We start from the raw sequence: 13,949 nt of genomic DNA, 5'->3' as shown, positions 1-13,949 counted from the left end.
GTCCCACAGGCGGTGAGAACGAGGCTCCGTTTTCTACTGGATGTCCGGGCCCTTCCCGGGTCCAACCCCCCGCGCGATCGGGCGGCTCCGCCCGGTACGGCCCCGGATCACCGCGCTGGCTCGGGCGGGCACGATGCCGACCACTGTCGTGATCCCCGTCCCCGTCGCGGCGCGGCGCCCGGCGGCCCCTCGGGCGGCCGATCGGTGAGTCCCGTGCTGGACTGCAGCAAAACTACCGGCTTCCGCCACCTTGTCAACCGCCGCATGTTCTGCGGCGACTCCATGTTCTCCCAGCTCAGCACCATGATCAGGGCGTTCGGCGATTTCACCGGACGCCCTTTTCCCGCCCGCGGCGGCCGCCGCGGGCGGCGGTCCCCGCCTCGGCGCTGCCCGTGAGGGCCCCGCGGGTCAGGCTCCCGAGGCCGCCACCACGACGGTGCCGGACGCGGTGACCGCGACGACCGGCTCGGGCAGCACCTCGGCGGCCGACTCGCCCTTGTCGGGACGTCCCCGGCAAACCACGCGGGCCTCGAAGTCCATCACGCGGCTGCGGGTGCCCGCGCGGGTCAGGACCGCGGTGGTCTCCAGGACGTCGCCGGCCCGGACCGGCGCGCGGAACTGCACGTCGGAGTAGGAGGCGAACAGGCCCTCGTCGCCGTCGGTGCGGATGCACAGCTCCGTGGCCACGTCCCCGAACAGGCCCAGCACGTAGGCGCCGTCGACCAGGTCGCCCGCGTAGTGCGCGTGCGAGTAGGGGATGTAGCGGCGGTGGGTGACGGTCAGTCCCTCGCGGGGGTCGCTCACTCTTCCTCCATCGTCGTGGGCCGGTGCTCGCCGGGCAGCAGGGCGTGCACGAGGTAGCTGGCGACCTCGGCGGGCGTGGTGCCCTTGCCGAAGATGCGGTCGACGCCGAGGTCGGCCTCGGTGACGGTGTCGAAGCGGGGGCCGCCGACGACCAGCAGCGGCCGGCCCATGCCCCCGGCCACCGCGGTCGGGTACTCGGCGTGGAACGCGGCGGCCATCTGCTTGGTGTTGTGCAGGTGGGCGTTGCGCTGGGTGACGACCTGGGAGACCAGGACCGCGTCGGCGTCCTCGGCCTTGGCGCGCTCCACCAGTTCCTCGACCGTGACCTGGGCGCCCATGTTCACGACCTGGATCTCCCGGTAGTACTCCAGGCCCTTCTCCCCCGCGTACCCCTTGACGTTGAGGATCGCGTCGATCCCCACGGTGTGCGCGTCGGTGCCGATGCAGGCCCCGACGACCACCAGCCGCCGGTTCAGCGCCTCGCGGATCGCCAGGTTCACCTCCTGGGAGGACAGCAGCGGGTAGGCGCGCTCCTCCGGGGCGGGGATGGAGGCGTAGTCGATGAGGTGCCGCACCTTGCCGTACACGATGAAGAACGTGAAGTCGGGGCCCATCGGCTTGGCGTGGACGACGCTGGCCGGGTCCAGGCCCATCTTCCCGGCGAGCTGCAGGGCGGCCGCCTCGGCGCGCTTCCCGGCCGGGACGGGCAGGGTGAACGACATCTGCACCATGCCGTCGCCCGTGGTGTCGCCGTAGGGGCGGATGACCTGCCGGGTGTCGGCGGGCTCGGCGGGGGCCTGGGTCCCGGTACCGGTTCCGGGGCTCTCGACCGTCATGCGGGCACCTCCTGGTCGGCGGCGGGGCGGGCGGCGTGCGGGTCCTCGGTGTCGAGGATGTCGATCGCGGGGTTGAAGTACCCGTCGGCGCGCGGGACGACGCCGTCCAGGCCCTTGCCCCCGTCGGACGGGCGGCGGGTGACGCCGAACGTGCCCTCGGCGATGGCGTCCAGGAGCCCGTCGTCGGCGATGCGCTCCAGCAGATCCACCGACTCCGACAGCACCTGCTTGGCGCGCTGGACGAGCATCCCGTCCGGGCGGGGCATGAAGTCCTCGGCGAGGTCCCCGCACGCGTCGCGGACGTACCGGACGTTCTCCAGCGCCAGGTCGCGGTCCGACAGCCAGGGGGTGTGGATGCCCTCGGTCATCATCCCGATCAGGATGATCGACTGGCCGGTCATCACGCCCGCGAGGTTGAAGAACGCGTCCAGCAGGTAGCCGGCGAAGATGTTGCCCGTCATGTGCTTGGTCGGCGGCATGTACTTCAGCGGCGCGCCGGGGAACAGCTCCCGGACGAGCTGGGCGTGCGCCAGCTCCAGCCGGAACGACTCCGGGATCGCCGGGTTGATCTCGAAGGCGTGGCCGAGGCCGAGCTGGTCGTCGCGGAGCCCGGCCTCGTGCCCGAACCGCTCGTTCAGCAGCTGGCTGACGACCACGGTGTGCGCGGCGTCGACGGCGTCGGCGGTGGTGAGGTAGTTGTCCTCGCCGGTGTTGATGACGATCCCGGCGCGGGCGTGGATCTGCCGCGAGAAGCGCTGGTCGATGAACGTCCGGCGCGGGTTGATGTCGCGGAAGATGATCCCGTACATGCAGTCGTTCAGCATCATGTCCAGGCGCTCCAGCCCGGCGAGCGTCGCGATCTCCGGCATGCACAGCCCGGAGGCGTAGTTCGTCAGCCGCACGTACCGGCCGAGCTCGCGGGAGACGTCGTCGAGAGCCGAGCGCATCAGCCGGAAGTTCTCCCGGGTGGCGTAGGTGCCGGCGTAGCCCTCCCGGGTGGCGCCCTCGGGGACGAAGTCCAGCAGCGACTGCCCGGTGGAGCGGATCACCGCCACAACGTCGGCGCCCTCGCGCGCGGCGGCCTGCGCCTGCGGGATGTCCTCGTAGATGTCGCCGGTCGCCACGATCAGGTAGACCAGCGGCCTCGGCGGCTCGGCCCCGTCGGGGGTGGGCAGCTCGGCCAGCAGCCGGTCGCGCTCGGCGCGGCGGCGGTCGACGCGCGCCATGCCGCCGCGGGCCGCCTCACCCGCGGCCTTGCGGGCGTGCTCGGCGTCGGTGCCCGACGGCAGCCGGAACGACACCCGTCCGCGGGCGGCGGCCCGGGCCAGGTCGTCGAGGGAGCCGTACGGGCCGCTCAGCAGGGCGTCCCAGACCGGCAGGGCGAGCCCGTGCTCCAGGCCGACCTGGTCGCGGACGGTGTCGGCGAGGTGGTTGACCCAGGGGCGCCCCTCATCGTCGGCGCCGGTCAGGCCTGCCAGCCGCAGCAGCGCCCGCTCCACGGAGACGGTGGTGTGGGAGCGGGCCATGTCGATGATGGGTTCGGCGGCCCGGGCGGCCAGGCGCCGGGCGGTGCGCACCACCTCCGGGTCGAGGTCCAGCTTTCCCTGCGGCGCCATTGCCGTCTCCCCTCACGCAGCCGCCCCTCTCAGGCCGGTCCGAACAATCATCCTTCATACCGAGTTCTCTTCAGGAGATCTTCCGGTATGGACACCGTATTCCACAAGAACTACCACCACATCTCCCGCCATCTTCCGGCGGCACCCAGGCCCGCCTTCCCTCCGCGGACGGTCACCTCACCTCCAGGTGACGGTTGGCGGCGACCCGCTCATGGCAACGCTTGGTAAAGCTATGCTCACCCCCGGTCATGGACGGGTCGATCTCTGGAGGGGCATGATCATCTATTTCGCGGCCGCGGCCTGCGCCGTCGGCGTGGTCATCGCGGCGAGCCGGCTGGTGCGGCGGACGCGCGGCACCGTGGACGACGACGCCCCCGACGGCCCCACCTCCTCCCACACCGGCGCGATGCTCTCGGCGCTGTTCCTGCTGGCGTTCGCCATCGCCATCGTCGTGCCGTGGACCACCGCCGACTCCGCCCGCTCCAACACCTACACCGAGAGCCAGGCGATCACCGAGGCCTACTGGGCCGCCGAGCGCCTCCCCGCGGTGGACGCCCGGCGCGTCCAGGAGGGGCTCATCACCTATGTCGAACTCGTCCGCGGCCCCGAGTGGCGGCTGATGAAGCACGGGCGGCTCAGCTCACGCGGCTGGGCAGAACTGGACGGGCTGCGCCACGAGGTCATCGCGATCCAGGCCCCGACCGACGAGGCCAAGGACGCCCGCGGCGCCGTCCTGGACCACCTCGGCGAGGTCTCGGCGGCGCGCCGGCAGCGCGCCGCCGACGCCGCCACGACGCCGCCCGCCGGCCTGCTCGCCGTCACCTTCCTCACCGGCGTCGTGGTCCTGCTGCTGCCGTTCCTGGTGGGCGCCCGCCCGCGCGGCATGGCGCTGGTGCCGCTGGCGCTGATGGCCGGGCTGCTCGCCGCCGGGACCTATCTCACCATCGACATCTCGCACGTGTTCACCGGCGCCCTGGCCGTCGGGCCGGAGGCGTTCACCAGCCTCCACGCCGACCTGCAGCGCATCGCGGGAGGGGGTTGATGCGCCGCCGCCCAGCCCCGCCGGCCGCGGCACGGCCGACCCGCAGCCGCCCGACCCGCACGTCGCGGCCACGGACACCCCCGGCACGAACGACACCGGCACGAACGACGCGGACGCCGCACGCCCGCGGGCTGCCGGCACTCGCTCTGCCGGCTCTGGCGCTGCCCACGGTCCTGCTCGGCCTCCCGGCCACCGCGGCGGCCGAACAGCCGCCCGCGCCGGAGATCAGCATCAGCATCTGCGTCGACATCGAGATCGCGGGCGGCCCCGCGGACGCCTGCGGCCTGCCGGACGCCCCCCAGCCCGCACCGCCGGAGGAGCCGCCCCCCGACACTCCGGAGCCCCCGGCACAGCCCCCGGCGCCTCCCCAGGAACCGCCGGAGCCGCCTGCGGCCCCGCCGGAGGCTCCGCAGCCCGCGCAGCCCGCGCACCCTGCACCGGCCCCGCCGGCCGCCGCCGCGCCGAAGCCGCCGCCCGTGACGCTCGCGCCGCGCACGCCGGGCCCGCCCCCGCGGACGCGGCCCGAACCGGCTCAGCCCGCACCGGAAGCGCCCGCACCGAAACCGCCCGCGAAGCCCGCACCGATGCGGATGCACACGGTGCCGCGGGCGGACAAGCCGCCGCCCCGGCGCCGCGACCCGCTGCGCTCCTCGCTGGTGCTGGTCGTGCTCGCCGTCGTCATCAGCGCCGGCACCGCGATCGCCTTCGCCCACTGACCGGCACGGCCACCGCACCACCGCGCCCGACGAAGGCGCCGGGCCGCCACCGGCCGCCTGCCCCGGCGGCCGGTGGAGCGGTCTACAGGCCGGGGATCTCGTGGTTGCGGAAGGCGTCCACGAAGAAGATGTGGTCCTGCCGGACGATCTCGGCGTACTCGGTGCCGAACGCCACCATCGCCTCGACGAAGGCCGACTCGTCCCGGCCGATCACCGCGTCGATGGCGTCCTCGACCTGGAACCCGACCAGGGTGTGGTCGGAGTCGGTGTCGGACACGCAGTGCACCTTGGCGGTGGCGCGGCCCAGGTCGTCCAGCACCGACAGCATGTCCTCGGGCTCGGTGAGGCCGCCCCAGTCGAGGTCCTCCTCGTAGGGCGACAGCTCCTGCACGACGTAGCCGACGCCGTCGATCCGGGTGTGCCCGAGCCAAGGGTCGCTGTTGGCCTGCAGCGCGCGCCGCGAGACGGCGGTGCGGTGCCCGTGGTGCCGGAAGTACTCGCGGATGCGGGTGTCGTCGACGACGCGGCTGGCGGCGGCGACGTTGCCCTGCTTCATCGACAGGATGACGTCGTTCTCCAGCGCCTGGGTGTTGCCCTCCACGAGGATGTTGTAGGCCGACAGCCCGGCCGAGCCGATCCCGAACCCGGACGCGCCGACGATGTCCTTGATCATGTAGGTGAGGCTGCCGAAGCGCTTCTCCGCCGGGATGGTCTCCAGGTACTCCTCGTAGGCGGCCTCGACCTTGGCCCGCTCGGCGTCGTCCAGGCGTCGGACGCCGGGGCGGTCGAGGAACCGCCGCTCGGCCCCGGACACCACGGTCATGCCGGCCAGCAGCCCGGTCCGGGTGCCGCCCATCGCGGCGACGAGCACGTCGCGGACGTAGCCGTCGGTGGTGTCGAGGGTCAGCGCGAACTTCTGGTCGCCCTCGTGCGCGGCGAACCTGCGGACCTGGTCGACGTAGGCGCGCACGTAGGTCTCGATGAGCCGGCGGATGTCGGCGTCGGAGATCGCCTTCTGCCACGCCAGCAGCGCCAGGCTGGCGACCAGCCGCTTGACGTCCCAGGTGAAGTGGCCGACGTAGGCCTCGTCGTAGTCGTTGACGTCGAAGACGAAGACCCCGTCGTCGTTCATGTAGGTGCCGAAGTTCTGCGCGTGCAGGTCGCCCTGGATCCACACGCGGGACGTGCGCTCGTCCGCCCACGGGTCGTCGTCGTGCACGATGTCGGCGTAGAACAGGCAGGCGCTCCCCCGGTAGAAGGCGAACGGGTCGGAGGCCATCTTCCGGAACCGGCGGCGGAACTCGGCGGGGCTGCGCTCCATCAGGTCCGAGAAGGCGTCGACCAGGACGTCGACGATCTGCGCCTGGCGCTCCTTCGGGTCCCGCCCGCGCAGTTCGTCGGTGATGCTCGCCATGCTCTCTCCCTCGATGGTCGGACGGTCCCCGCCAGGGCCGGGACGTTTCCGGTCATTCTGCCGAATCCGCACCGGTCCGGGAGGTGAACAGCGCACGCACGGCGGGTTCCGACCGCACCAGTTCCAGGGCGGTCTCGGCGTGCCCGGGGACGTAGCCGTTCCCGATGAGCATCGTGACGTCGGCGGCGAGCCCCTCGGCGCCGAGCGCGGCGGCCGGGAACGAGGTCGCCATCGAGAAGAACACGACGGTGCCGCCGGGGGCGGTGGCGAGGATCGCGCCGTGCTCGCAGCCCGGCACGTCGACGCACACCACCGTGACGTCGACCGGCTCGCCGACGGCCTCCGCGACCGCCACCGGGTCGCGCGCGTCGGCGCGCACGACGGCGTCGGCGAGGCCGGAGGCCGCCAGCCGCTCCTCCTCCTCGGCGGTGGGGACGAGCCCGATCAGGCGGGACGCGCCGGCGCGGCGGGCGGCGGCCAGCGACAGGCACCCGCTCTTGCCGGCCGCGCCCAGCACGGCCACCGTGGGAGCGCCCCCGCGCGCCGAGACGACGCGGTGGGTAAGGGCGGGCGCGCCGCACACGTCCATGACGGCGAGGGCGAGCGGCACCGGGAGGTCGTCCGGCAGGACGGCGGCGATGGAGCGGGCGAACAGGATCGCGTGGCCCCGCGCAGGCACCTGCTCCGACCGCCCGTCCCACCCCGCGAGCCCGTCGGTGACCGCCAGCGGCGTGAGCGTGAGGGACACCAGCGTGGCGACGCGGTCGCCGGGCTTCAGGCCGAGCGGCGATTCCGGCCCGGCCTCCTCGACCACGCCGACGAGCATGCCGCCCGACCCGGTCACCGGGTTGTGCATCTTGCCGCGCTCCCCGATGATCCGCAGCACCTCGGCGCGGATCGCGTCCGGGTCGCCGCCGTGCGCGGTGTGCAGCTGGCGGTAGGACGCGGCGTCCAGGTTGAGGCGCTCGACGCCGATCCGCACCTCGTCCGGCCGGATCCGCGGGTCGGGATCCAGCCGGAGCGCGGCCTGCGGCAGGACGCCCGCGGGCTCCAGCACGCGGTGCAGCCCGACCGCCGTCCCGGTCCCGCCTCCCGTCATCGCCATGCCGTCTTTCTCCTAACATCGGGTGGTGTCACGCAAGATATCCAGGGCACCACTAGTTTCAACGAAAGTCTTCCCGTAACGTCAACGGCACACAAGACTTTTATGCGATCAATGTGAGGCGAGGAGGCGGTCGACGATGACCACTGCCCTGCACCCGGACGCCCTCCAGTCCGAGGAGGCCGCGCGCCAGCCCTACGCCTACCGGCGCCGGCCGCTGGTGGAGCCCGACTGGCGGCGCCTGCCGGGATGGCGGGACGTCACGGAGGCCGAGTGGGAGTCCGCGCAGTGGCAGCGCGCCCACTGCGTGAAGAACGTGCGGCAGCTGCGACGCGTCATGGGCGACCTGCTCGACGAGCGCTTCTACGCCGACCTGGAGCGCGACCAGGCCGAGCGCGCCACCATGTCGATGCTGCTGCCGCCCCAGATGCTGAACACGATGGACTCCTCCTCCACCGAGTCCTTCTACGCCGACCCCGTGCGCCGCTACATGCTCCCTGTGTTCAGCGACCGGCGGACCGACTGGCCGTCCCACCCGCACGCCTCCCGCGACTCTCTGCACGAGGCCGAGATGTGGGCCGTCGAGGGCCTCACCCACCGCTACCCCACCAAGGTGCTGGCCGAGCTCCTGCCGACCTGCCCGCAGTACTGCGGCCACTGCACCCGCATGGACCTGGTCGGCAACTCCACGCCGACCGTCGACAAGCACAAGTTCACCATCAAGCCGCCGGACCGGCTCGGCGCCATGCTGGACTACCTGCGCCGCTCCCCCGGCGTCCGCGACGTGGTCGTCTCCGGCGGCGACGTCGCCAACATGCCGTGGGCGCGCCTGGAGTCGTTCGTCGACTCGCTGCTGGACATCGAGAACATCCGCGACGTCCGGCTGGCCAGCAAGGCGCTCATGGGGCTGCCGCAGCACTGGCTGCAGGACGACGTCCGCGCCGGGATGGAGCGCCTGGCGACCAAGGCCAACTCGCGCGGCGTGCAGATCGCCATCCACACCCACGTCAACGCCGCCCAGTCGGTGACGCCGCTGGTCGCCAGGGCCGCCCGCGCGATGCTCGACACCGGCATCCGCGACGTGCGCAACCAGGGCGTGCTGCTGCGCGGCGTGAACGACACCCCCGAGGCCCTGCTCGACCTGTCGTTCGCGCTGCTCGACGAGGCCGGGATCCTGCCGTACTACCTGTACATGTGCGACATGATCCCGAGCAGCGAGCACTGGCGGCTCGCGGTCTGGGAGGCGCAGGAGCTGCAGCACGCGATCATGGGCTACCTGCCCGGCTTCGCCACCCCGCGGATCGTCTGCGACGTCCCCTACGTCGGCAAGCGGTGGGTGCACCAGCTCGCCGACTACGACCGCGAGCGCGGCATCTCCTACTGGACGAAGAACTACCGCACCGGCCTGGAGCTGTCCGACCCCGACGCGCTGACCCGGCGCTACGAGTACCACGACCCGATCTACACGCTGCCGCCGGAAGGCCAGGAGTGGTGGCGGCGGCAGTCGGAGGCGTGAGCCGCCGCGGCCGGCGCCTATACATTGTAGATCTGGAACGTGCCGGAATAGGCTGGGGCGGGTGACCTCCGACCCGGCCTCCCGCTTCCCGCTCGGCGCGTCGGTGACGGCCGCCGACCTGGAGGACGACCCGCACCCGCACCTGGCCCGGCTGCGCGAGCGCGAGCCGGTCTCCTGGCTGCCCGCGCTGGGCGGCTGGCTGGTGACCGCCCGCGGCCCGGCGCTGGAGGTCATGCGCGACGCGGCCGCGTTCACCGTGGACGACCCGCGCTTCTCCACCGCCCAGGTCGTCGGGCCGAGCATGCTGTCGCTGGACGGCGCCGCCCACACCCGGCACCGCGACGCGTTCGCGCGGCCGTTCCGCCCGGCGCCGACCCGCGAGCGGTTCACCGCCTTCGTGGAGGCCGAGACCGGCCGGCTCGTCGGCGCGCTGGCGCCGGCGGGCCGCGCCGAGCTGCGCGGCGAGCTGGCCGGGCCGCTCGCCGTGGCGGTCGTCACCGAGGCCCTCGGGCTCTCCGGAGTGGACGCCGGAACCGTCCGCTCCTGGTACGGCGCGTTCGTCGAGGCCGTGTCGGCCATCACCGCGGGCGGCGCGCCGCCCGAGCGCGCGGATGAGGCGTACCGGCTGCTGAGCGCGGCGGTCCAGGAGGCGGTCGACGCGGCCCGCCCCGGATCGCTGCTGGCCGAGGCCGCCGGCGGCGGCCTGCGCGGCCCCGAGGTCGTGGCCGACGCCGCGATCCTGATGTTCGGCGGCATCGACACCACCGAAGGCATGATCGCCAACGCGGTGCTGCACCTGCTCGGGCACCCGCACCAGCTCCGGCTCGTCCGGGACGACCCGGCCCTGCTGCCCGCCGCGATCGAGGAGTCACTGCGGCTGGAGCCCGCGGCCTCGGTCGTCGACCGGTACGCCACCCGCGACGCCCGGCTCGGCGGGGCGGACGTCCGGGCGGGCGACCTGGTCCGGGTGTCGATCGCCGGAGCGGGACGCGACCCCTCGGTGTTCCCCGACCCGGACCGCTTCGACGTGCGGCGCCGCAACGCCGCCGACCACCTGGCGTTCGCGCACGGGCCGCACTTCTGCTTCGGCGCGCACCTGGCCCGGCTCGAGGCCCGCACCGCGCTCACCGCGCTGCTGGACCGCCTGCCGGGGCTGCGCCTCGATCCCGCCCGGCCCGCACGGCCGCGCGGGCTGGTCTTCCGCAAGCCGCCGCGCCTGGACGTCCTCTGGCGGGCCTGAGGGCCGGTTCCGGACCGTTCCCCCACGTCGCCGCGGGTCCCGGCGCTGTGGGAGCATTCCCCAATGATCGTGGAACGCCGGGTCGAGCTGCGCTTCGGCCAGGAGAGCCGTGAGGCCGAGACGCACACCAACCTGTCCGCCGTCCGCCAGGACGGCCGCTGCCTGTGGGTGGCGGGCGACGAGACCGCCACCATCGAGCGGCTGACCGCCGTCACCGACGACGAGGGGCGCGTCACCGGCTACGGCGGCCAGGTCACGGTCGCGCTCGCCGACCTCGTCCCGCTGCCGGCCGGGCCCGACGAGGAGGCCGACATCGAGGGCCTCGCCCGGGCCGACGGGTGGCTGTGGGCGATCGGCTCGCACAGCCTCAAGCGCAAGAAGATCAAGCCGGGGAACGGCGACGCCAAGGCGCGCAAGCGCCTCGCCGCCGTCGTGCGGGAGGACAACCGGTACATCCTCGCCCGCATCCCCCTGGTCACCGGCGAGGACGGGCTGCCCCGCGCCGTCCGCGACGACGGCGACCGCACCGCGGCCGTCCTCGGCCTGGACAAGGACTCCATCGCCGACCTGCTGGCCGACGACCCGCACCTCGCCCCGTTCCTGCCCATCCCGAGCAAGGACAACGGCCTGGACATCGAGGGGGTCGCCGTCCACGGCGACCGCCTCTACATCGGGCTGCGCGGGCCGGTGCTGCGCGGCTGGGCGGTGCTGGTGGAGATCCGCCCGGCACCGCACCCGAGGGACCCGCGCCGCCTGCGGGCGCTGCCCGTCTGCGACGACGGCCAGACCTACCGCACCCACTTCCTGGACCTCGGCGGCCTCGGCGTGCGCGACCTGTGCCCGCACGGCGACGACCTGCTCGTCCTCACCGGGCCGAGCATGGACCTGGACGGCCCCGTGCGGCTCGTGCGCTGGCCGGGCGCGGCCCGCGCCGACGCCGGCGAGATCGTCACGGCGGACGAACTGGAGGTGCTGGGCGAACTCCCCCACGGCGACGGCGACGACCACGCCGAGGGCATCGCCATGCTGGACGAGCCGGGCACCCGGCTCCTGGTCGTCTACGACAGCCCCGCCCCGGACCGGCTCACGCCCGGCGGGGGCGTCCTCGCCGACGTCGTCCACCTCGGCTAGCTGTTCTGTCCCGTGAGGTTGGGGACGCGGCTGGCGGGTGGGTGGCCGCCGAGTGCGGTGTGTCCGCGGTGGTGATTGTAGGTGTGCAGCCAGTGCGGGAGTGCCTGGCGGCGTTGGGTCTCTGAGGGGTAGGGCTGGTTGTAGGCCCATTCGTCGAGAAGGGTGCGGTTGAACCGTTCGACCTTGCCGTTGGTCTGGGGCCGGTAGGGGCGGGTGCGTTTGTGGGCGATGCCGGCGGCGGTGAGGGTGTCGTGCCATAGCCGTGAGCGGTAGCACGAGCCGTTGTCGGTCAGCACGCGCTGCACCGTGATGCCGGCGTCGGTGAAGAATGCCTGGGCCCGCTGCCAGAACGCGGCGGCGGTCTCTTTGGTCTCGTCGGGCAGGATCTCGGTGTAGGCCAGGCGGGAGTGGTCGTCTACGGCGTTGTGCAGGTAGCCGTAGCCCAGGTTGGGGCGGCCGTGCACGGTGCGGGACCGGTGGGGGTCGCGGTGGGCCGAGGAGTTGCGGCCGCCGGTGGCGCGGCCGTGCACGCGGTGGCCGCCGCCGTCGGGGATGTTGCCGAGTTTCTTGATGTCGACGTGGACCAGGTCGCCGGGCGCGGGATGCTCGTAGCGGCGGACGGTGCGGCCGGTGGCGCGGTCCAGGTGCCGTAGGTGGGGCAGGCCGTAGCGGGTCAGGACACGGTGGACGGTGGCGGGGTTGAGGCCGAGCAGGTAGGCGATGCGGGCCGGTCCCCACCGGCGCAGTACCCGCACCTTGATGATCCGCCGCTCGGTCCGGGTGGGGGTACGGCGCGGACTGCGGTGCGGGCGCGAGGACCGGTCGGCCATCCCGGCCTCGCCCAGCTCCCGATACCGCGCGGCCCATCTCCGGGCGGTGCCGACCGAGACCTGGAACCGTTCGGCGGCCCGCCGCAGCGGCCAGCGGCCATCGACCACGCAGCGGGCCAGGCGCAGGCGTCCGGTCTCGGTCAGCGGGGCATTACGGTGGGGCATGAGGGCCTCCTGTGGTGCCGGTGCAGATGTCGCAATCCACACCGAACCCGGAGGCCCTCCCTCATATCAAGATCATCCAACCGCGCCGCCGTGTTCCCAACCTCCGTGGGCAGTACAGCTAGCACCCCCTCGATAAGCGCTCACTTTCAGACTCTGCTTGGATGGGTCCCGGGAACCCGGCAGGCGTCGAGAGGGCGGGCAGAGCATGATCGAGTGGTCCGAGGAAGACTTGATGATCCGGGACGCGGTGCGCGGCTGGATCGACGCGGAGGTCCGCCCGAACCTGGACGCGCTGGAGTCGGGCGAGCTGCCGCCCTACGACCTGCTCCGCGGCCTCTACAAGACGTTCGGGATGGACGAGATGGCCCGCTCGTCCTTCCACGCCCGGCTGGCCAAGGAGCGCGAGGGCGGCTCCGGCGGCGAGGGCGCCGCCGAGGGCGACCGGGCCGGCGGCGGCAACGCCGCGATGTCGATGCTGCCCGTCATCGAGCTGTGCAAGGTCGCGCCCGGCCTGGTCTCGGCGATGGGCGTCGGGCTCGGCCTCGCCGCCGGGACGATCATGAAGCGCGGCACGCCCGAGCAGAAGGAGCGCTGGGCCCTCCCGCTGCTCACCATGGAGAAGGTCGGCGCCTGGGCCATCACCGAGGCGAACTCCGGGTCGGACGCGTTCGGCGGGATGCAGGCCACCGCGAGGAGGGACGGCGACGAGTACGTCCTCAACGGCAGCAAGACGTTCATCACCAACGGCCCCTTCGCCGACACGATCGTCTTCTACTGCAAGCTCGACCAGGGGGAGGACCCCAGGGACCGGGAGATCCTCACCTTCGTCCTCGACCGGGGCATGCCGGGCCTGGAGCAGAGCAGGCCGCTGCGCAAGATGGGGCTGCACTCCTCCCCCACCGGTGAGCTGTTCCTGAACGACGTGCGCGCGGGCGCCGACCGGCTCCTGTCCTCCGGCTCGCAGGGCGGCAAGGAGTCGGCGCGCCAGAACTTCGTCACCGAGCGCGCCGGCGTCGCCGCGATGGCCCTCGGCGTCATCGAGGAGTGCCTGAAGCTGTCGGTCGAGTACGCCAAGACCCGCGAGCTGTGGGGGCAGCGCATCGGCGACTTCCAGCTGATCCAGCTGAAGCTGGCGAAGATGGAGGTCGCCCGCCTCAACGTGCAGAACCTCGTGTTCCGGCACATCGAGATGCAGCGCGCCGGGCGCACCCCCACCCTCGCCGAGGCGTCGGCGATGAAGCTGTACGCCGCGCAGGCCGCCAGCGAGGTCGCGCAGGAGGCCGTGCAGCTGTTCGGCGGCAACGGCTACATGAGCGAGTACCGCGTGGAGCAGCTCGCCCGCGACGCCAAGTCGTTCCAGATCTACGCCGGCACCGACGAGATCCAGGTCACCCACATCGCCCGCGACCTGCTGTCGCGCTGAGCCCCCCGCGGCGTCCGGACGCCGCCGTCCCGCCCGCGAACTTCCGGGGGCGGGACGGCGTCGGAAAGGGAGAGGACGGATGACTCCGGTCGCCCCTCCTCGGCCCGAACGGGC

General features: G+C 73.1%; 12 protein-coding genes. 6 read left to right on the top strand and 6 right to left on the bottom strand.

Features of this window, described 5'->3' with window-relative positions; genetic code table 11:
- Positions 1-408: 408 nt before the first annotated feature.
- The 3 genes from FKD65_RS00620 to FKD65_RS00610 are packed head-to-tail and all read right to left on the bottom strand — an operon-like array spanning position 409 to position 3,256.
- Positions 409-804, bottom strand: coding sequence for a hotdog fold domain-containing protein (locus FKD65_RS00620; protein ID WP_141575168.1), 396 nt, complete (start codon positions 802-804; stop codon positions 409-411).
- On the bottom strand, positions 801-1,640 hold the full coding sequence (locus FKD65_RS00615; protein WP_141575166.1) for an OAM dimerization domain-containing protein: 840 nt from the start codon (positions 1,638-1,640) through the stop codon (positions 801-803). The genes FKD65_RS00620 and FKD65_RS00615 overlap by 4 nt, the downstream gene beginning before the upstream one ends.
- Entirely contained in the window at positions 1,637-3,256 is a 1,620-nt protein-coding gene (locus tag FKD65_RS00610; protein ID WP_141575164.1) for a lysine 5,6-aminomutase subunit alpha, read from the bottom strand. Before FKD65_RS00610 ends, FKD65_RS00615 begins: the two co-directional genes overlap by 4 nt.
- Positions 3,257-3,530: 274 nt before the next feature.
- On the opposite strand from FKD65_RS00610, the gene FKD65_RS00605 reads away from it, so the two are divergent.
- Both FKD65_RS00605 and FKD65_RS43870 read left to right on the top strand, forming a co-directional pair.
- Positions 3,531-4,298 (top strand): DUF4239 domain-containing protein, encoded by a 768-nt coding sequence (locus FKD65_RS00605; protein ID WP_141575162.1) that lies wholly within the window; start codon positions 3,531-3,533, stop codon positions 4,296-4,298.
- On the top strand, positions 4,298-5,014 hold the full coding sequence (locus FKD65_RS43870) for a hypothetical protein (RefSeq protein WP_168220899.1): 717 nt from the start codon (positions 4,298-4,300) through the stop codon (positions 5,012-5,014). Before FKD65_RS00605 ends, FKD65_RS43870 begins: the two co-directional genes overlap by 1 nt.
- An 82-nt stretch (positions 5,015-5,096) precedes the next feature.
- On the opposite strand, the gene FKD65_RS00595 is transcribed toward FKD65_RS43870, so the two are convergent.
- Together FKD65_RS00595 and FKD65_RS00590 are read right to left on the bottom strand one after the other, a co-directional pair.
- Positions 5,097-6,428 (bottom strand): DUF2252 domain-containing protein, encoded by a 1,332-nt coding sequence (locus tag FKD65_RS00595; RefSeq protein WP_141575158.1) that lies wholly within the window; start codon positions 6,426-6,428, stop codon positions 5,097-5,099.
- Between the two features lie 52 nt (positions 6,429-6,480).
- Complete coding sequence (locus FKD65_RS00590; RefSeq protein ID WP_240809914.1) at positions 6,481-7,533, bottom strand: zinc-binding dehydrogenase; 1,053 nt, start codon at positions 7,531-7,533, stop codon at positions 6,481-6,483.
- Positions 7,534-7,669: 136 nt separating this feature from the next.
- Between FKD65_RS00590 and FKD65_RS00585 the strand changes: the two genes are divergently transcribed.
- From FKD65_RS00585 to FKD65_RS00575, 3 genes are all read left to right on the top strand, one after another.
- On the top strand, positions 7,670-9,046 hold the full coding sequence (locus FKD65_RS00585) for a KamA family radical SAM protein (protein ID WP_141575156.1): 1,377 nt from the start codon (positions 7,670-7,672) through the stop codon (positions 9,044-9,046).
- A 61-nt stretch (positions 9,047-9,107) separates the two neighbouring features.
- The gene (locus FKD65_RS00580; RefSeq protein WP_141575154.1) at positions 9,108-10,286 is read left to right on the top strand and encodes a cytochrome P450; all 1,179 of its coding nucleotides are present in this window, start codon (positions 9,108-9,110) and stop codon (positions 10,284-10,286) included.
- Between the two features lie 63 nt (positions 10,287-10,349).
- Positions 10,350-11,417 carry a DUF3616 domain-containing protein gene (locus tag FKD65_RS00575; protein ID WP_141575152.1) on the top strand — a complete coding sequence of 356 codons (1,068 nt, stop codon included), beginning with the start codon at positions 10,350-10,352 and terminating at the stop codon, positions 11,415-11,417.
- Here FKD65_RS00575 and FKD65_RS00570 read toward each other — a convergent pair.
- On the bottom strand, positions 11,414-12,412 hold the full coding sequence (locus tag FKD65_RS00570) for an IS481 family transposase (protein ID WP_141575150.1): 999 nt from the start codon (positions 12,410-12,412) through the stop codon (positions 11,414-11,416). The two genes, FKD65_RS00575 and FKD65_RS00570, sit on opposite strands and share 4 nt — an antisense overlap.
- 205 nt (positions 12,413-12,617) lie before the next feature.
- Between FKD65_RS00570 and FKD65_RS00565 the strand changes: the two genes are divergently transcribed.
- Positions 12,618-13,835 (top strand): acyl-CoA dehydrogenase family protein, encoded by a 1,218-nt coding sequence (locus FKD65_RS00565; protein WP_141575147.1) that lies wholly within the window; start codon positions 12,618-12,620, stop codon positions 13,833-13,835.
- The last annotated feature ends 114 nt before the right edge of the window (positions 13,836-13,949 follow it).

The sequence above is a fragment of the Actinomadura sp. WMMA1423 genome (assembly GCF_006547145.1).
Taxonomy (GTDB): domain Bacteria; phylum Actinomycetota; class Actinomycetes; order Streptosporangiales; family Streptosporangiaceae; genus Spirillospora.
Note: the sequence above shows the minus strand (reverse complement) of the source record. Positions and strands in the feature narration are given on the sequence as shown.

What these genes read in the sequence shown, in the direction of transcription:
- FKD65_RS00590 (WP_240809914.1), bottom strand. Translation starts at nt 7,533, where the DNA reads ATGGCGATGACGGGAGGCGGGACCGGGACGGCGGTCGGGCTGCACCGC.
- FKD65_RS00615 (WP_141575166.1), bottom strand. Translation starts at nt 1,640, where the DNA reads ATGACGGTCGAGAGCCCCGGAACCGGTACCGGGACCCAGGCCCCCGCC.
- FKD65_RS00570 (WP_141575150.1), bottom strand. Translation starts at nt 12,412, where the DNA reads ATGCCCCACCGTAATGCCCCGCTGACCGAGACCGGACGCCTGCGCCTG.
- FKD65_RS00585 (WP_141575156.1), top strand. Translation starts at nt 7,670, where the DNA reads ATGACCACTGCCCTGCACCCGGACGCCCTCCAGTCCGAGGAGGCCGCG.
- FKD65_RS00605 (WP_141575162.1), top strand. Translation starts at nt 3,531, where the DNA reads ATGATCATCTATTTCGCGGCCGCGGCCTGCGCCGTCGGCGTGGTCATC.
- FKD65_RS00575 (WP_141575152.1), top strand. Translation starts at nt 10,350, where the DNA reads ATGATCGTGGAACGCCGGGTCGAGCTGCGCTTCGGCCAGGAGAGCCGT.
- FKD65_RS00565 (WP_141575147.1), top strand. Translation starts at nt 12,618, where the DNA reads ATGATCGAGTGGTCCGAGGAAGACTTGATGATCCGGGACGCGGTGCGC.
- FKD65_RS00610 (WP_141575164.1), bottom strand. Translation starts at nt 3,256, where the DNA reads ATGGCGCCGCAGGGAAAGCTGGACCTCGACCCGGAGGTGGTGCGCACC.
- FKD65_RS00595 (WP_141575158.1), bottom strand. Translation starts at nt 6,428, where the DNA reads ATGGCGAGCATCACCGACGAACTGCGCGGGCGGGACCCGAAGGAGCGC.
- FKD65_RS43870 (WP_168220899.1), top strand. Translation starts at nt 4,298, where the DNA reads ATGCGCCGCCGCCCAGCCCCGCCGGCCGCGGCACGGCCGACCCGCAGC.